Source organism: Ruixingdingia sedimenti, from assembly GCF_031432425.1.
GTDB lineage: Bacteria > Pseudomonadota > Alphaproteobacteria > Rhodobacterales > Rhodobacteraceae > Ruixingdingia > Ruixingdingia sedimenti.
On record NZ_JAVKPH010000005.1, the window covers coordinates 1 to 15,775 of the forward strand.

A 15,775-nucleotide genomic window follows, 5' to 3' on the forward strand; every position below is an offset into this window, starting at 1 on the left:
ATCTTCACGTTCGACAGATCAACTCCACCCCCATCCGCACGAACACGCACCTTAACGTTGTAGTCAATAACTCGCTTCACAGGCACGAGGATCTTCATCGGTTCCTCCGGTTTCCTTGCTGTCCTACGGGTCCCGCGGGGCGGGGCCCTTGCCAATACCGTTCCGGTCCCGCCGGGCCGGGGTTATTCCGCCTGCGCCAGGATGGCGCGGGCGCGGATGCGCACGGGTTCGTCCACCATCGCGCCGTCGACCGACACCGCGCCGTCGCCCGAGGCGAGCACGCGGCGGGCCCAGTCGATTTCCGCCTCGCCCGGGGCGAAGGCGCGTTTCACCTGGGCGATCTGCGCCGGGTGGATGCAGAGCTTGCCGGTCATGCCGAGCGCGCGGGCATGCGCGGCATCGTCATGGGTGACGGCGGGGTCGTCGAGCCGCGTGGTCACGCCGTCGATCGGCGCCGCGATCCCGGCGAGGCGCGCGGCCAGCACCAGTTCGGACCGTGCGGGCAACAGCACCTCGCGCAGATGGGCGCAGCCGAGGTCGGCGCAGTAGTCGACCGATCCGAAGGCGATGCGCACCACGCCGGGGGCGGCGGCGAGGGCGCGGGCATTGGTCAGGCCCCGGCCGGTTTCCACCAGTGCGATCAGTGGCTTGCCCACCGCCGCCGATACCCGGGCCAGGTCCGCCGGGTCTTCGGATTTCGGCAGCATCACCGCGGCGACCCGCAGGCGGGCGACGGCGGCGAGGTCATCGGCATGCCAGGGCGTGCCCGCGGCATTGATGCGCACGATCACCGGCAGGCCGGTGAAACCGCAGTCGAGCGCGTCGCGCGCCGTGGCCTTGGCATCGGCCGGCACGGCATCCTCCAGATCGAGGATCACCGCATCGGCGCCCGAGGCCGCGGCCTTGGCGAAACGCTCTGGCCGGTTCGCGGGCACGAACAGCGGCGCGCGGATCGTGCCGAGGTCTACCATTCCGCCCGCGCCTCCATCGCCACCGGGCCGCCGATACGGGCGGTCCAGAGTTTCAGCGCGTCGCCGTCCGGTTCCGCGTTGATGGTGAAATCGGCGGTGTCGAAGATGGGCGACAGGCTGCGGAAGCTGAACCTTGCGGGCCGTGCGCCGCGGGTGTCGGCGGCCAGATGCGCCAGCAGCGTCGCCTGCAACGGGCCGTGGATGATGAGGCCGGGATAGCCCTCGACCTCGCGCGCATAGGGGGTGTCGTAATGGATGCGGTGGCCGTTGAAGGTCAGCGCCGAATAGCGGAACAGCAGGGGGGCCGAGGCGGTGATCCGCCGCGACTGCGCACCGGCGGGGGCGGCGGCAGGGGGCGTGGCCGGGGCCTTGGCGCCGCCGGTTTCCGCCGCGCGGTAGACGATGTCCTGCCGTTCGGTCAGCACGGCGCGGCCGTCACTGTCCACGCGATGTTCCACGGTGACGAAGCACAGCACGCCGCTGCGCCCCTCCTTCACCGTCACGTCGAGGATGCGCGAGCGGCGGGTGACGCGTTCGCCCACGCGGATGTCGTCGTGGAAGGTGAAGCCGCCGCCGGCCCACATCCGCCGGGGCAGCGGCACCGGGGGCAGGAAACCGCCGCGCGCGGGATGGCCGTCCTCACCCAGACCCGCGGTGGGTGCCGCAGGCTGGCCGAGGCAGAAATGGATCAGCAGGGGCGCCACGGCGCCGGGGGCGGTGTCGCCCTGCCGGTCGAGCGTCGCGTTGAAACGGTGCACCAGTTCGGGGGTGACGGTTTCGGCGGCGCTGTCCTCGCGCCCGATCCAGCCGCGCAGATGGTCGATGTCGAGGGTCATCATGCCTCCTTCCCCGGAAGGGCCGGTACGGGCCCGTAGCGGCGATCCTCGCCCACGAAGACGGGTGCCGGGGCAGGGTATGACACCGGGCCGTTGGGTGTGTCCACCGTGATCCGGCGCAATTGGGGGTGGTGCGATAGGGCCTCCATGTCGTTGACAGAGGCAAAAGCTATATCTGCCGCGGTCAGCCGCGCAGTGGCCTCTGCCCCGGTCAGGCGGGCGAAGGCGGCGGCGGTCAGGGCGTCGGTGTCGGCCCGGTTCGCCACGCGGGCAACGTTGGTCGCGAACCGCGGATCCTGCGCCAGCGCCGCGTCCCCGATGACATCGGCGGCGAATTTCGCCCATTCGCGGTCGCTTTGCACCGAAATCAGGATCTGGCCACCGTCCTTGCAGGAAAACACCCCATAGGGCGCGATCGAGGGATGGGCCAACCCGATGCGCCTGGGCGACTTGCCGCCTTCGTGGTTCAGCAGCGGCACGGTCAGCCAGTCGGCCATCACGTCGAACATCGACACCGCGATATTCGCCCCCCTGCCCGTCACGCCGCGGCGGATCAGCGCCTCGAGTATCGCGGAATAGGCGGTGGCGCCGGTGGCGATGTCGACGATGGAAATGCCGACCCGCGCCGCCGATTCGGGCCCGCCGGTGATGGAACAGAGCCCGGATTCGGCCTGCACCAGCAGGTCATAGGCCTTGCGGTCGGCCATCGGGCCGCTGTCGCCATAGCCCGAGATCGAGCAGGTAATCAGGCGGGGAAATTCGCGTTCCAGCCGGTCGAACCCGAAGCCGAGCCGCGCCAGCGCGCCCGGTTTGAGGTTCTGGATCAGCACATCGGCCCCGGCCAGCAGATCGGCCAGCATCGCCTTGCCCTCTGGCCGCGTAAGGTCGGCCACCACGGTTTCCTTGCCGCGGTTCAGCCAGACGAAATAGCTCGACTGGCCCTTGGCCACATCGTCATAGCCGCGGGCGAAATCGCCCTCGGGCCGTTCGATCTTGATCACCCGCGCCCCGGCATCGGCGAGGCGGGAAGAGGCGAAGGGGGCGGCGACGGCCTGTTCCAGCGCCACCACCGTCAGTCCGGCCAAGGGCAGCATCAGAACGACCTCGGCAGGCCGAGGACATGTTCGGCCACATAGGACAGGATCAGGTTGGTCGAGATCGGCGCGACCTGATAGAGCCGCGTTTCGCGGAACTTGCGTTCCACGTCGTATTCGCAGGCGAAACCGAAACCGCCGTGGAATTGCAGGCAGGCATTCGCGGCCTCCCACGACGCCTTGGCGGCAAGGTATTTGGCCATGTTCGCCTGCGCGCCGCAGGGCTGGCCTGCGTCGTACAGGCGGCAGGCCTCGAACCGCATCAGATTGGCGGCCTCGACCTCGATGAAGGCTTCGGCGATGGGGAACTGCACGCCCTGGTTCTGCCCGATGGGGCGGCCGAATACATTGCGTTCGCTGACGTATTTCGACACCCGTTCCGTGAACCAGTAGCCGTCGCCGATGCATTCCGCCGCGATCAGCACCCGTTCGGCGTTGAGCCCGGTCAGGATGTACTTGAAGCCCTGGCCTTCCTCGCCGATCAGGTTTTCGGCCGGGATTTCGAGGTTGTCGAAGAACAGCTCGTTGGTTTCGTGGTTCACCATGTTCAGGATCGGGCGCACCGTCATACCCGAGGTCATCGCCTGCTTGATGTCGACGATGAAGATCGACAGGCCCTCGGATTTCTTCTTCACTTCGGACAGCGGCGTGGTGCGGGCCAGCAGGATCATCAGGTCGGAATGCTGCACCCGGCTGATCCAGACCTTCTGGCCGTTGATCACGTATTTGTCGCCCTTGCGCACCGCGGTGGTCTTGAGGCTGGTGGTGTCGGTGCCGGTCGTGGGTTCGGTCACGCCCATGGATTGCAGGCGCAGTTCGCCCGAGGCGATTTTCGGCAGGTATTTGCGGCGCTGTTCGTCGGACCCGTGCCGGATCAGGGTGTTCATGTTGTACATCTGCCCGTGGCAGGCGCCGGAATTGCCGCCCGAACGGTTGATTTCCTCCATGATCACCGAGGCTTCGGTCAGGCCGAGGCCCGAGCCGCCGTATTCTTCCGGGATCAGGGCGGCCATCCAGCCGGCGCGGGTCAGCGCCTCGACGAATTCCTCGGGATAGGCGCGGGCCTCGTCCACCTTGCGGTGGTATTCGTCGGGGAACTGCGCGCAAAGCGCGCGCACGGCGTCGCGGATGTCCTGATGATTGTCGGAAACGGTCTGCATCGTCCTACCTGCTGCTTGGCCTGGGCCGCTGCGGCCCCGCTGGATGCGGTTTTCTAGCATCCGGGGGCGGGTGGGGATAATGCCGTCTGCCTTTGGGAGATATATCGGGCAGAGATAGCTCAGCCCGCCGCGGCATCCTCTGCCGTCAGCAGCCCGGCATCCGCCAGCGCCGCGCCCCAGGCCTGCGGGGTGGTGAACAGATGCACCTGCCAGCCCCGCGCGGCGGCCACGGCGATGTTGTCGGCGCGGTCGTCGGCGAACAGCAGCCGGTGGGGGGCGATACCGCTGTCGGCCTCGACATGGGCATAGATCGCGGGGTCCGGCTTTGCCATCCGCAGATGGCCCGAGATATAGGCCCGGTCGAATTCGTCCAGAAAATCATACCGCCGGCGGGCCAGCGCGAAGGGTTCCACCCCGAAGTTGGTCAGCGCGAACACCGGCACCCCGCGCGCCCGCAGCCGCCGCAGCAGCGCGACCGACTGCGGGATGGCGGGCTGCGCCATGTCCAGCCAGCGGTCGTGCCAGAGCCGGATCGCGTCGCCCCAATGCGGATGCGCCGCCGCCACCTGATCCACCACGGCGGCAAAGCCCTCGCCCCGGTCGATGCGGTCGTTCATGCCGTGCAGGTCGATTTCGGCGAACATCGCCCGGCGGGCCTCCGGCCCGATCTCGGCGTCGTAGAACAGTTCCGGCTGCCAGCGGATCAGGACATTGCCGATGTCGAACACCACCGCCCCTACGGTCATGCCTGCCCCCTCGCCCGGCGCGCCAGCACGGATTCGCGCCACATCATGTAAAGCCCCCCGCCCAGGATCAGCGCGATGCCGGTCCAGGTCACGGCATCGGGCCATTCGGCAAAGATCGCGGCGCCCCAGAACACCGCCATCAGCAGCGAGACATATTCGAACGGCGCGACCAGCCCCGCCTCGCACAGCCGGTAAGCCTGCCCGATCAGCACCGCGCCCGCGCCGTTCGACAGACCCAGCAGCAGGAACACCAGCCAGTCCCCGGCCGGGGGCCAGACCCAGGGCCGGGTGAGGAAGGCGAGCATCCCGCTGTCCTGCGCATAGGACCCGTCGCCAAGCGTCAGCCCCACCGCCGCGGCGGTCAGGATGAAGCCCAGTTGCGCGGAAAGGGCCATCGCCGGGGCGGTGTCGGTCACGCCGAGCCGCCGCGTGACCATATGCACCAGCGCATAGAAGGTGGCCGCGGCCACCGCCAGCAATGCGGCGGGCTGCACCACGCCGCTGCCCGGCCGCTGCATCACCACCACGCCCAGAAGCCCGACCCCCACCGCGATCCAGCGCCGCGGGCCGATGCGTTCGCCCAGCAACGGCGCCGAAAAGGCGGTGATCAGCAGGGGGGCGACAAAGAAGATCGCCACCGCCTCTGCCAGCGGCAGCATGGCGAGGCACATGAAGAACATCAGGTTGGACGTGACCATCAGGGTGGTGCGCAGCAGATGCAGCCCCGGCCGCCGGGTGCGGATCTGCCCCCATCCCCCCGTCAGCGGCAGGATCAGCCCCACCACCAGCACCAGCGCCAGCAATGCGCGGATCATCAGCACCTGATGCAGGGCATAGCCGCCGGCAAGGAACTTGACCGCCATGTCGCCGACGGAAAACAGCGCCGCCGCAAGGGCTGCGGACCCGATGCCGAGCGCGGTGCGCGGGATCGCCATGTCAGCCCGCCGGCCTTGCCCGGAGCGCGCGGTCGAGCGCGTCGAGGAACCGCGAACGGTCGGCGGCCGAAAACCCCCGCCCGCCGCCTTGGCGGAAGGGATCGGCCGCGCGCAGGTCGGTCATCAGGTCGCGCATCGCCAGCGCCTCGCCCACATTCGCCGCCGTCAGCGCGCTGCCGTCATGGCGCAGCACCTGCGCCCCCGCCGCCACGCATTTCGCCGCCAAGGGCATGTCGGATGTCACCACCACATCGCCGGGCCCCGCGCGTTCGGCGATCCACATGTCGGCGGCATCGGGGCCCTCGGGCACATAGACCATCCGCACCAGCGGGTTGGCCGAAGGCCGCAGCCCGCCGTTCGACACCATGAACAGGGCCACCCCGTGGCGCGTGGTGACCCGTTCCGCCTCTGCCTTCACCGGGCAGGCGTCGGCATCGACATAGACGGCGCGCCCGATGGCCGGATCGTCAGACATTCAATGCCGCCGCGTGGAAGCCCATGTGATGTTCCATGAAGGTGGCGACGAAGAAATAGCTGTGGTCGTACCCCTTCTGCATGCGGAACACCGCGCCTTGGCGGTGGGCGGCGATGGCCTCTGCCAGCGCCTCGGGGCGCAGCAGGTCGATGAACTGGTCCGACGCGCCCTGGTCGATCAGCATCGGCCCGTCGAAGCCGCGCTTCTTCATCAGCAGCGTCGCGTCATGCGCCGCCCATTTCGCGGTATCGGCACCCAGATAGGCGGTGAGCTGCTTGCGCCCCCAGTCCGATTGCGTGGGATTGGCGATCGGCGCAAAGGCCGACACCGACCGGAACCGGCCCGGCAGGCTCATCGCGATGGTCAGCGCGCCATGGCCGCCCATGGAATGGCCGGTGATGGACTGGCGTTCCTCGTCCAGCGGAAAGGCGTTGAAAAGGACACGGGGAAGCTCTTCGGTCACATAGTCCCACATGCGGAAATGCGGCGCCCATGGCGCCTCGGTCGCATTGACGTAGAACCCCGCGCCCTGGCCCAGGTCATAGGCCGGATCGTCCGCCACCCCCGGCCCCCGGGGGCTGGTGTCGGGAAAGACCAGCGCCAGCCCGTGATCCGCCGCCCACCGCTGTGCGCCGGCCTTGACCATCGCGTTCTCATGCGTGCAGGTCAGCCCCGACAGATACCAGACCAGCGGCACCGCGCCCTGTTCGGCTTCCTCGGGCAGGAACAGGCCGAAGGTCATGTCGCCGCCGCAGACATCCGACGCATGGGTATAGACCCCCTGCACACCCCCGAACGCCCGATTTTCCGATACCGTCTTCATGGTCTGTCCTTTCAGCCTGCCGTGACCCAGGCGATCACGGCCGTCACGGTCACGATGCTGACCGCCGTCGAAATCAGGATCGCCGCCGAAACCCGCTGCGGGGCGACCCCGTAATGCGCCGCCAGCATGTAGGTATTCCCCGCTACTGGCAACGCGGCGGCGGAAATCATCACCCCCGCGGCGTAGGGATCGACGCGGAACACCGCCAGCGCCGCCAGCGCGACAGCCGCGGGATGCAGGACCAGCTTGGCGAAGGACAGCCACAGCGCCACCTGCAACCGTTCGGCCGACCGCGCGGCCAGCGACGCGCCGATGGCGAACAGCGCCCCGGGCGTGGCGGCCGATCCCAGCATCGCCATGAATTCATCCACCGGGCCGGGCAGGGCGGCGCCGGATGCCCCCCAGGCCAGCCCCAGCACCATCGACACGATCATCGGGTTGCGCAGCAGGCCCATCGCCAGTTCCCGCACCATCGCCCCCGCCCGCATCCGCCCGCCGCGCGCGGCCGTCATGATCAGGGTGATGGCGCTGGCAAAGACCGCCATGTCGATGGTCAGCACCATCAGCATCGGCCCGACCGAGGCGGGGCCGAGCAGCACCGCCAGCATCGGCAGGCCCAGAAAGCCGGTATTGCCGCTGACCGCGCATTGCGATTCCATCGCCGCCTGTTCCACCCCGATCCGCCGCGCCAGCGCCACGGCGAAGGTCAGCGCATAGACCGCCAGCCCGCCGGCCAGATAGGCCGCCGCGAAACGGGCGTCGAAGATCTCTGCCAGCGACAGTTTGGCGGCAAACCGGAACAGCAGCGCCGACAGCGCGAAATAGAACACGAACCGCGTCAGCGCCGCCGTCGCCTCTGCCCCGAAGAAACGGCTGCGCCCGGCCCAGTAGCCGACCCCGATCAGCGCAAAGAAGGGAAGCGTTTTCAGAAGGATGGGCAGCATGGGATACTCGGCGTCGATCCTGCCGAAGCTTCCACGCCGCGGGGCGGGATGCAAGGCGTGAAAACGCCGTGCAACCCCGGCATGGCCGGCGGGTCTAACCCGCCTGCGCCGCCGGTGCCAGCCGGACCCGCGCGTCGGGACCACGCGGATCGCAGGCGAACAGCGCGGGCCGTGCGGTCAGGTAGGCGCGCCAGGTCTTTTCGGGGGTGGATCCGATGGTGAAGCCGTGTTGGCTGTGCATCTGGCCACTCAACGTCACGATGCTAATGCCCTCGCTATCGGCCTTGGCAATGACTGCGCGGATGCGTTGATCGAGTTTCGACAGAGGCGGGTTTTGAGGTGCGGTCTTGACCGGCATCGTGGCGGGTGCGGCACTCGGTGGCGCCAGTTCCACAAAATCAGTGCAGGCCCGCCGGAACGCCTCGGGCGCCTTCGCTTCGCCCATGCCGATCACTGTCAGATGGCGTTCGCGCAGGTAATGCGCCAGATGCGCGAAATCGCGGTCCGACGAGGCGATGACGATGGTCCTGACCCCGCCGCGATGCGCCAGATCCACCGCCTCGATGGCCAGCAGCATGTCGGTCGCGTTCTTGCCGCCGCCGCTGTGGCACAGGCGGAACCCCGGCGCGGCCTCCCACAGCGGCAGAAGCTTCATGTTGCCGTAGACGCGCTTGATCACCACCCGCCCATGGCTGGCGGATCGGGTCAGCAACCGCCCCGCCAGTGTCGCGGGCAGGTTGTCGCCATCCACCAGCAGCGCCACCGCCCCCGCCGCCTGCACCGCCCCCGCGAAATCCGCCCGCTGTTTGATCATTCAACCATCCTGCCCGATCGGCGCAGGATTCGCGGGAAAAGCGGCGCCAGTGCGGCGGGCCGGGGGCGGAAATCCGGGGGTCAGGTCACGTCGCGCGCCAGCAGCTGCCCGCCGGGGCCCTGCTTCACCTCGAACCGCGGCAGCTTGTGCATCAGGTCGCTGAGCTTGGCGCTGCCATAGGTGCGGGTGTCGAAGTCGGGCGAGCCTTGGGTGATGTACTGCCCGATCTGGCCCAGCGAATACCACTCGCCGTCCGGGTCGATGGCGCGCATCGCGGCGATGATCAGGGGGATGGCCTTGGCCGGGGCCTCTTTCTGGCCGCGGGCGGGGGCGGGCGGTTCGGGTTCCGCCCGGCCCGTGCGGGCGGGTTCGTCGCGCCCCTCGTCGCCGCGCAGGTTTTCCACATAGATGAACCGCTTGCAGGCCATGCGGAACGCCTCGGGCGTCTTCTTTTCGCCGATGCCGTAGACGTCGAGCCCCTGTTCGCGGATCCGCGCCGCCAGCCGGGTGAAATCGCTGTCGGAACTGACCAGAACGAAACCGTCGAACAGCCCCGAATGCAGGAAATCCATCGCCGCGATCACCAGCCCGATGTCGGAGGCGTTCTTGCCCTTGGTGTTGGAAAACTGCTGGTCCGCCACAAGGCCGAGTGCCGCGACCTTCTTGGCCCAGGCGTTCAGCCGCAGCGCCGACCAGTCGCCATAGATGCGCCGCACACTCGCCTCGCCGAGCGCCGCGATTTCCTCGAAGATCGCCTCGGCATAGCCGGCGGGCACGTTGTCGGCGTCGATCAGCACGCAAAGGCGGGGGGCGCGGGGCTGGGTCATCGGGTTCCTTCCATTTGATCCGACCTTGTGCCCGAAACGGCGCGCGGCGCAAGGCCGTGTGCATCCTTTTGCACAGTTGACTGACGGGCCGACTTGGGCAATCTCATCCCAAAAACGACTCGAGCAGACCAGTGATCACCCGACGTTCCCTTCTTGCCGGCACCGCCGGCCTTTCCGCCATGAGCCTTGCGGGCTGCGACCTGTTCGCGCCCCCCGTCCAGCGCGCCGAGGGCGCGGTGGCGCTGATCGAGGTGCACAAGGCCAGCCGCCAGATGCATCTCGTCACCCCCGAGGGCAAGCCGCTGCGGCGCTACCGCGTGGCCCTGGGCAACCCCGAGGGCCACAAGATCCAGCGCGGCGACCGGCGGACGCCCGAAGGGCTCTACCGTATCGACCGGCGCAACCCGAAAAGCGCCTATCACCTGGCGCTCGGCCTGTCCTACCCTTCGGTCGACGACATCCGCCGCGCCCGCGCCCAGGGCCGCGACCCGGGCGACAACATCTTCATCCACGGCGCCCCGAACGGCCAACCGCGCCCGCCGGGCGACTGGACCAACGGCTGCATCGCCGTGGACAATGCCGAGATGGAGGAAATCTGGGCCCTGGTGCCGCTCGGCTGCCCGGTGCGCATCCTCGCCTGATCCGCGGGTGAAGAGGTCGGCGGCGGGGGTTTCACACCCCGGCGCCGGCTGGTTCTCGAACCAGTGGCGCACCATCCGGCGCCCCGTGGGATATTTGTGCCAGCCTGAAGAACAGGGCGCTCCTTCACGGCAAGATCCCTGCCCTGTTCATTTTCTGTCCCCAAATATCCCGGGGGTCCGGGGGCTGGCCCCCGGCACCGACCCCTCCGCCCGCATTGCCGCCGGGCAAGGGCCGCGCGATACCCGTGGCATCGCGCGGCCCCGTGGGCGCCGGGTGGCGTCAGGTCATTCGGGCGTCCTGGTGTAGGCTTCCAGGATCGCGCTGCCCGGGCGGCCGCTGTCATCCAGCTGCTTGGCCCAGTCGGAGGCGACCGAGGTGATCTGCGCGCGCCAGCGGTCGGCCTCTTCCTCCGGGATTTCGGTGATCTTCAGCGTGCCCGCCGCGACATAGCTGTCGCGGATCTTGTTTTCCTCGGTATCCTGATAGTCGCACAGCACCTGCTGCGCCTCTTCGCCGGCGGCGATCATCGCCTGCTGCACATCGGCGGGCAGCTTGTCCCAGGTTTCCTGCCGGATACCATACAGCACCGCGGCAGAGCCGAGCGTGATGCCCTCGACCGTGTGGTGCAGCAGTTCCTGCAGGCTGAAGGGCGGTACGCCGACCCAGATGTAGATCGCGCCGTCCACGGTGCCGCGCGACAGCGATTCATAGACCTCGCCCGCCTGCATCTGCACCGGGATCGCGCCGAGGCCCCGGGCGGTCGCGCTTTGCGGCCCGGCCAGCGCGCGCAGCTTGAGGCCGTTCAGATCCTCGAGCTTCGTCACCTCTTTCTTCGTCGTCATCACCTTCAGGCCCGGAGGCGCGCCGACGAACAGCACCCGGATGCCGAGGTTGTCATATTCGTGCTGGTCCAGCAGCCCGCCGTCCTGCGCCATCGGCCATAGCCGTTTCACCGCGTCGCAGGTGCTGGTGGCCACGCCCGGCAGGTCGACCACGCCGCTCAGCGGCAGCTTGTCGGGCGAATAGGGGGCGCCGACGATGGCGAAATCGGCCAGCCCCGAGGACAGCAGCGACAACTGGTCCTTGCCGAGCTGGCTGGCGTGGAAGTTCTCGAACACCACCTTGCCGCCGGTGGCCTCGGTCACGGCCTCGGCAAAGACCTTGGCGCCGTGCTGATAGTACATGTGGTTTTCCGGCCAGAGGTTGGACAGCCGGATGGTGATCTTGTCGTCCGCTTGCGCCATGCCGCCGGTCAGCGCGGCGGCGAAGGCAAGGGCCGAGGCCGCCATGAACGATGTGATTTTCATATGTTCCTCCCGAAACTCGCGAAATCCGTGCCGCGCTCCCGGCGGCAGGGAAGGTTCTACCCTATCGCGTCCGGCCGTCGCGGGCTTTGGCCGGATCCATCGTGCAGTCCTATGGCAGGTATGCCCTGCGGCTCTGGCGGTTCGTGAATCCGCAAGCGGTGCTTCGTGATTTGGAACTTGCCCGGTTTCGGCCCGCGCCCTTACTGGAACGGCAGGATCAGAAGGGGGGCGTCATGTCGCAGGCGAAGGGGCCGCTGGCCGGGGTGCGGATCGTGGAACTGGGCGGCATCGGCCCGGTGCCGTTCGCGGCGATGCTGCTGTCGGATCTGGGTGCAGACATCGTCCGCATCGACCGGATCACCGCCCATGACGGCGGCGCGCCGATCGAGCCGCGGTTCAACCTGCTCAACCGGGGCCGGCGCAGCGTGGCGATGGATCTGAAGAACCCCGCCTCGGTGCAGGCGGTGCTGCGGCTGGTGGCGCAGGCGGATGCGCTGCTGGAAGGGTTCCGCCCCGGGGTGGCCGAAAAGCTGGGTCTGGGGCCCGACGCCTGTGCCGCCGCCAATCCGCGGCTGGTCTATGGCCGGATGACGGGCTGGGGCCAGGACGGGCCGATGGCGCAGGAACCCGGGCATGACGTCAACTATATCTCGCTGTCGGGCGTGCTGCATGCGATCGGCCGCGCGGGCGAGCCGCCGGCGATCCCGCTGAACCTGACGGGCGATTTCGGGGGCGGTTCGCTCTACCTCGCGCTTGGCGTGGTCAGCGCGGTGCTGGAGGCGCGGCAGTCGGGCCGGGGGCAGGTGGTCGACACCGCGATGGTGGACGGGTCGGCCTCGCTGATGACGCTGATCTACGGGCTGGTCGCGGCCGGGTACTGGCAGGACGAACGCGGGGTGAACCGGCTCGATTCCGGGGCGCCGTGGTACAATGTCTACGAATGCGCCGATGGCCGCTACGTCAGCATCGGCGCGAACGAGACGCGGTTCTACAACAACGCCGTCCGCCTTCTGGGGCTGGAAGGCGCGGGCCTGCCGGATCAGCACGACAGGGCGGGCTGGCCGATGATGAAGGACCGTTTCGCCGCCGCCTTCCGCAGCCGGACGCGCGACGAATGGGTGGCGCTGGCCGCGGGCAGGGAAACCTGCATCGCCCCGATCCTGTCGATGTCCGAGGCGCCGCACCACCCCCATCTGCGCGCCCGCGGCACCTTCGTCGAGGTCGAGGGCATCGTCCAGCCCGCGCCCGCGCCGCGGTTCAGCCGGACCGAAGCCGCGATCCAGCGCCCGCCCGCCGCACCGGGCGAACATACCGACGAGGTGCTGGCCGACTGGGGCTTTACGTCCGAGGACATCGGCGCGCTGCGCGGGGCAGGGGCGGTGGCCTGATCCCATAGGGCGGCCCTACGCCGTGTCTGCGGGGGGCCGAAAGGACCCGGGGCCGCATTGACAGGCCCTTGGCGCGGCGCGATACCGGACGGGCGGACCCTGCGGGCAGTGGCTCATGACCTTCAACCGGCTTCACCTGATCAGGCAGACCGATCTCTTTTCGCTCAAGCTGTTCATCTCGGCGGTGGAAGAGCGGCAGATCGGCCGCGCCGCCATGCGCGAGAACATATCCGCCTCCACCGCGACCAAGCGCATCCAGGATCTGGAGGAAATCGCGGGCATCAAGCTGCTGGAACGCACGCCCGCCGGGGTCACGCCCACGCCCGCGGGGCAGGTGCTGGAACGCTATCTGCGCAACATCTTCGGCCAGCTCGACGACATGCGGGCCGAGATTGCGGGGTTCAGCGAAGGCGTGCGGGGCGAGATCACGGTGGCCTCCGCCCGGTCGGTCATCGCGCCCTTCCTGGCCAAGGAACTGGGAGAGTTCGGCCGCGAATATCCGATGGTGGACCTGATCGTGCACGAGGTGGAAAACGCCCGCATCGTGCAGGCCGTCGCCAATGGCGAGGCGGAAATCGGCGTCTTCGCCGTCACCGCGGGCGTGGATCTGACCGGGGTCGATGTGGTGCCCTACCGCGAGGACCGCATCGTCGCGGTGATCCCGCGCAGCCATCCGCTCGCCGCCTGCGAAAGCGTGACGTTTCAGGACCTTCTGTCGGAAAACCTGATCCCGGTGCATGGCATGATGGGCGCTTTCGAAACCGCGAGCCAGCGTCTGGGGCGCGAATTCCGCCCCCGCTACGTCACCCGCAGCATCGAAGCCGCGATCAGCCTGACGCAGGCGGGGCTCGGCGTCACGGTGCAGCCCGAATGTCTGGTCAGCCGCGACCTGTTCGACGAGGTGGCGACGGTGCGGCTGGACGAACCCTGGGCCAAGCGGCTGATCAAGATCGCGACGCCGCGCGGCCGGGTGCCCAGCCGGGCGGCGGGGGCGCTGATGGCGCAATTGCTCGACCGGCCGGGGCAGCCCGCCCGCGACCGCAAGGCCCCGCGCGCGGGCTGAGGCCCCCGGCTCAGCGCCGGGGTGCTGCGTCCTGCCGGATCATGTCGGCGGCCTTTTCGCCGATCATGATGCAGGGCGCGTTGGTGTTGCCCGCGGTGATCGTGGGCATGATCGCGCCATCGGCGACGCGCAGCCTGTCCACCCCGTGCACGCGCAGCCGCGCATCCACCACCGCCATCCCGTCGCGGCCCATCTTGCAGGTGCCGACCTGATGCCAGCCGCAGTTGCCCACGGTTTTCAGGTGATGCAGCAGATCCTCGTCGCTTTGCGCGGCGGCGCCGGGCATGCGTTCGTTCACCACGCGGGCGGCGACGGGGGCGCTGCCCATGATCCGGCGCATCTTGCGGATGCCGATCAGGGTGCGGCGGGCGTCGTCGGGGTCGGACAGGTAGTTGGGCTGGAACAGCGGCGCCGCCAGCGGGTCGGCCGAGGCCAGATCGACCCAGCCGCGCGACCCGGGGTTGAGCAGCACCACCCCCGCGCTGACGCCCGGAAAGCTGTCGACGATCACCGCCCCCTTGGGGTGGAAGGTATAGGACAGCGGCCGCAGCACCATCTGAAGGTCGGGCTGTTGCAGGTCGTCGGAACTGCGCAGGAAGACCGCCGAGGCAGAGGCCGACATCGCCAGCACGCCCTTGCGGAGCAGCAGATATTTCATCCCCTCGATGTATTTCGCCAGACCCGAGACGCGGCTGTTGTAGGAACTGCCGGGCGTCACCTCCCAGATCATCGGGGCGAACCAGTGGTCTTGCAGGTTCTGGCCGACGCCGGGCAGATGCGCGCGCGTCTCGATCCCCGCGGCTTGCAGTTTCGCGCCGTCGCCCACCCCCGACAGCATCAGCAGTTGCGGCGAGTTCAGCGACCCCGCCGACAGCACGATTTCCCGCGCCGCCGAAATCACCCGGCGCCGGCCGTCCTGCTGCACCTCGATGCCGGTGGCCGCATTGCCCTCGATCACCACGCGCAGCACCTGCGCCTTGGTCAGCAGGGTCAGGTTCCTGCGGCTGTTCAGAACCGGGGCGATGAAGGCGGTATAGCTGCTTTCCCGCCGCCCGTCGCGGATGGTGTGCTGGTGGTAGTCGGCGCCCTCGTAGGGCGGTGCGTTCAGGTCGTTGATGCGCGGGATGCCGATGCCGGCGGCGGCAGAAAGGTAATCGTCGATCACCGGACTGCGCATGATCGGGTCGCTGACCCGCAGCGGCCCGTCGCCGCCGTGGATGTCGCTTGCGCCGCGGGTGTTGGATTCGGATTTCCTGAAATAGGGCAGGACGTCGTTCCAGCCCCAGCCGGGGTTGCCGAGCGATTCCCAATGGTCGAAATCCCGCGGGTGGCCCCGCATGTAGACCATGCCGTTGACCGAACTGGTGCCGCCCAGCATCCGCCCCCGGGGCCAGTAGATGCTGCGCCCCTCGATCCGGGATCCCGCTTCGGTGAAATAGGACCAGTTGAGCCGCTTTTCCAGAAACAGCTTGCCCATGCCCGCGGGCGAATTGACCCAGAAGTGGTCCGCGGACCCGCCCGCCTCGATCAGCAGCACCCGGTTGGCGGGGTCTTCGGACAGCCGGCCGGCCACCGCGCAACCGGCCGACCCGGCCCCGACGACGATGTAATCGTAAGTTTCCACGGCATTTTCCTCGGTCTGGGACAGTCCCGGAATGGTGCCGCCCCCGCCGGGGTGTCAATTCGGATTTGCCGAAGCGCGGCTTCGCGCCTGTCGAACCGGCCCGTGGCGGTGGTGCGGCGGGGGCGG

The 15,775-nt window shown here is 68.7% G+C and carries 16 protein-coding genes and 1 pseudogene; 3 read left to right on the plus strand and 14 right to left on the minus strand.

Features of this window, described 5'->3' with window-relative positions:
- The 12 genes and pseudogenes from RGD00_RS05930 to RGD00_RS05985 form a co-directional block, all read right to left on the minus strand.
- Window positions 1–98, minus strand: a pseudogene (locus tag RGD00_RS05930) (electron transfer flavoprotein subunit beta/FixA family protein); the annotation flags it as partial.
- 84 nt (window positions 99–182) lie between these two features.
- On the minus strand, window positions 183–971 hold the full coding sequence (locus RGD00_RS05935; RefSeq protein WP_310456381.1) for an HpcH/HpaI aldolase/citrate lyase family protein: 789 nt from the start codon (window positions 969–971) through the stop codon (window positions 183–185).
- Entirely contained in the window at window positions 965–1,807 is an 843-nt protein-coding gene (locus RGD00_RS05940; protein ID WP_310456382.1) for an HTD2 family dehydratase, read from the minus strand. Before RGD00_RS05940 ends, RGD00_RS05935 begins: the two co-directional genes overlap by 7 nt.
- A complete protein-coding gene (locus RGD00_RS05945) occupies window positions 1,807–2,901 on the minus strand; it encodes a CaiB/BaiF CoA transferase family protein (RefSeq protein ID WP_310456383.1) in 1,095 nt (364 codons plus the stop codon). Before RGD00_RS05945 ends, RGD00_RS05940 begins: the two co-directional genes overlap by 1 nt.
- The gene (locus tag RGD00_RS05950; protein WP_310456384.1) at window positions 2,901–4,061 is read right to left on the minus strand and encodes an acyl-CoA dehydrogenase family protein; all 1,161 of its coding nucleotides are present in this window, start codon (window positions 4,059–4,061) and stop codon (window positions 2,901–2,903) included. The genes RGD00_RS05945 and RGD00_RS05950 overlap by 1 nt, the downstream gene beginning before the upstream one ends.
- Window positions 4,062–4,180: 119 nt before the next feature.
- Window positions 4,181–4,807: an HAD family hydrolase gene (locus tag RGD00_RS05955; protein WP_310456385.1), complete on the minus strand. Its 627-nt coding sequence runs from the start codon at window positions 4,805–4,807 to the stop codon at window positions 4,181–4,183.
- Window positions 4,804–5,742, minus strand: a complete 939-nt coding sequence (locus RGD00_RS05960) for a DMT family transporter (protein WP_310456386.1) — start codon at window positions 5,740–5,742, stop codon at window positions 4,804–4,806. The genes RGD00_RS05955 and RGD00_RS05960 overlap by 4 nt, the downstream gene beginning before the upstream one ends.
- Before the next feature lies 1 nt (window position 5,743).
- Window positions 5,744–6,217: a YaiI/YqxD family protein gene (locus RGD00_RS05965; RefSeq protein WP_310456387.1), complete on the minus strand. Its 474-nt coding sequence runs from the start codon at window positions 6,215–6,217 to the stop codon at window positions 5,744–5,746.
- Window positions 6,210–7,040, minus strand: coding sequence for an S-formylglutathione hydrolase (fghA, locus tag RGD00_RS05970; RefSeq protein WP_310456388.1), 831 nt, complete (start codon window positions 7,038–7,040; stop codon window positions 6,210–6,212). Before fghA ends, RGD00_RS05965 begins: the two co-directional genes overlap by 8 nt.
- Window positions 7,041–7,051: 11 nt before the next feature.
- On the minus strand, window positions 7,052–7,984 hold the full coding sequence (locus tag RGD00_RS05975) for an AEC family transporter (protein WP_310456389.1): 933 nt from the start codon (window positions 7,982–7,984) through the stop codon (window positions 7,052–7,054).
- A gap of 94 nt (window positions 7,985–8,078) precedes the next feature.
- The gene (locus tag RGD00_RS05980) at window positions 8,079–8,798 is read right to left on the minus strand and encodes an NYN domain-containing protein (protein WP_310456390.1); all 720 of its coding nucleotides are present in this window, start codon (window positions 8,796–8,798) and stop codon (window positions 8,079–8,081) included.
- Window positions 8,799–8,878: 80 nt separating this feature from the next.
- Window positions 8,879–9,625 (minus strand): NYN domain-containing protein, encoded by a 747-nt coding sequence (locus RGD00_RS05985; protein WP_310456391.1) that lies wholly within the window; start codon window positions 9,623–9,625, stop codon window positions 8,879–8,881.
- Window positions 9,626–9,804: 179 nt separating this feature from the next.
- Here RGD00_RS05985 and RGD00_RS05990 point away from each other — a divergent pair, with 179 nt between their 5' ends.
- On the plus strand, window positions 9,805–10,266 hold the full coding sequence (locus RGD00_RS05990; RefSeq protein ID WP_310456392.1) for a L,D-transpeptidase family protein: 462 nt from the start codon (window positions 9,805–9,807) through the stop codon (window positions 10,264–10,266).
- Window positions 10,267–10,551: 285 nt separating this feature from the next.
- Here the strand turns inward: RGD00_RS05990 and RGD00_RS05995 are convergent, their stop codons facing one another.
- Window positions 10,552–11,574 (minus strand): TRAP transporter substrate-binding protein, encoded by a 1,023-nt coding sequence (locus RGD00_RS05995; RefSeq protein WP_310456393.1) that lies wholly within the window; start codon window positions 11,572–11,574, stop codon window positions 10,552–10,554.
- A gap of 233 nt (window positions 11,575–11,807) precedes the next feature.
- Between RGD00_RS05995 and RGD00_RS06000 the strand changes: the two genes are divergently transcribed.
- Together RGD00_RS06000 and RGD00_RS06005 are read left to right on the plus strand one after the other, a co-directional pair.
- Window positions 11,808–12,962, plus strand: a complete 1,155-nt coding sequence (locus RGD00_RS06000; protein WP_310456394.1) for a CaiB/BaiF CoA transferase family protein — start codon at window positions 11,808–11,810, stop codon at window positions 12,960–12,962.
- Window positions 12,963–13,077: 115 nt separating this feature from the next.
- Entirely contained in the window at window positions 13,078–14,025 is a 948-nt protein-coding gene (locus RGD00_RS06005; RefSeq protein WP_310456395.1) for a LysR family transcriptional regulator, read from the plus strand.
- Between the two features lie 10 nt (window positions 14,026–14,035).
- Here the strand turns inward: RGD00_RS06005 and RGD00_RS06010 are convergent, their stop codons facing one another.
- Window positions 14,036–15,649: a GMC family oxidoreductase gene (locus RGD00_RS06010; RefSeq protein WP_310456396.1), complete on the minus strand. Its 1,614-nt coding sequence runs from the start codon at window positions 15,647–15,649 to the stop codon at window positions 14,036–14,038.
- Between the last annotated feature and the right edge of the window lie 126 nt (window positions 15,650–15,775).

What these genes read in the sequence shown, in the direction of transcription:
- RGD00_RS05935 (WP_310456381.1), bottom strand. Translation starts at nt 971, where the DNA reads ATGGTAGACCTCGGCACGATCCGCGCGCCGCTGTTCGTGCCCGCGAAC.
- RGD00_RS05940 (WP_310456382.1), bottom strand. Translation starts at nt 1,807, where the DNA reads ATGACCCTCGACATCGACCATCTGCGCGGCTGGATCGGGCGCGAGGAC.
- RGD00_RS05945 (WP_310456383.1), bottom strand. Translation starts at nt 2,901, where the DNA reads ATGCTGCCCTTGGCCGGACTGACGGTGGTGGCGCTGGAACAGGCCGTC.
- RGD00_RS05950 (WP_310456384.1), bottom strand. Translation starts at nt 4,061, where the DNA reads ATGCAGACCGTTTCCGACAATCATCAGGACATCCGCGACGCCGTGCGC.
- RGD00_RS05955 (WP_310456385.1), bottom strand. Translation starts at nt 4,807, where the DNA reads ATGACCGTAGGGGCGGTGGTGTTCGACATCGGCAATGTCCTGATCCGC.
- RGD00_RS05960 (WP_310456386.1), bottom strand. Translation starts at nt 5,742, where the DNA reads ATGGCGATCCCGCGCACCGCGCTCGGCATCGGGTCCGCAGCCCTTGCG.
- RGD00_RS05965 (WP_310456387.1), bottom strand. Translation starts at nt 6,217, where the DNA reads ATGTCTGACGATCCGGCCATCGGGCGCGCCGTCTATGTCGATGCCGAC.
- fghA (WP_310456388.1), bottom strand. Translation starts at nt 7,040, where the DNA reads ATGAAGACGGTATCGGAAAATCGGGCGTTCGGGGGTGTGCAGGGGGTC.
- RGD00_RS05975 (WP_310456389.1), bottom strand. Translation starts at nt 7,984, where the DNA reads ATGCTGCCCATCCTTCTGAAAACGCTTCCCTTCTTTGCGCTGATCGGG.
- RGD00_RS05980 (WP_310456390.1), bottom strand. Translation starts at nt 8,798, where the DNA reads ATGATCAAACAGCGGGCGGATTTCGCGGGGGCGGTGCAGGCGGCGGGG.
- RGD00_RS05985 (WP_310456391.1), bottom strand. Translation starts at nt 9,625, where the DNA reads ATGACCCAGCCCCGCGCCCCCCGCCTTTGCGTGCTGATCGACGCCGAC.
- RGD00_RS05990 (WP_310456392.1), top strand. Translation starts at nt 9,805, where the DNA reads ATGAGCCTTGCGGGCTGCGACCTGTTCGCGCCCCCCGTCCAGCGCGCC.
- RGD00_RS05995 (WP_310456393.1), bottom strand. Translation starts at nt 11,574, where the DNA reads ATGAAAATCACATCGTTCATGGCGGCCTCGGCCCTTGCCTTCGCCGCC.
- RGD00_RS06000 (WP_310456394.1), top strand. Translation starts at nt 11,808, where the DNA reads ATGTCGCAGGCGAAGGGGCCGCTGGCCGGGGTGCGGATCGTGGAACTG.
- RGD00_RS06005 (WP_310456395.1), top strand. Translation starts at nt 13,078, where the DNA reads ATGACCTTCAACCGGCTTCACCTGATCAGGCAGACCGATCTCTTTTCG.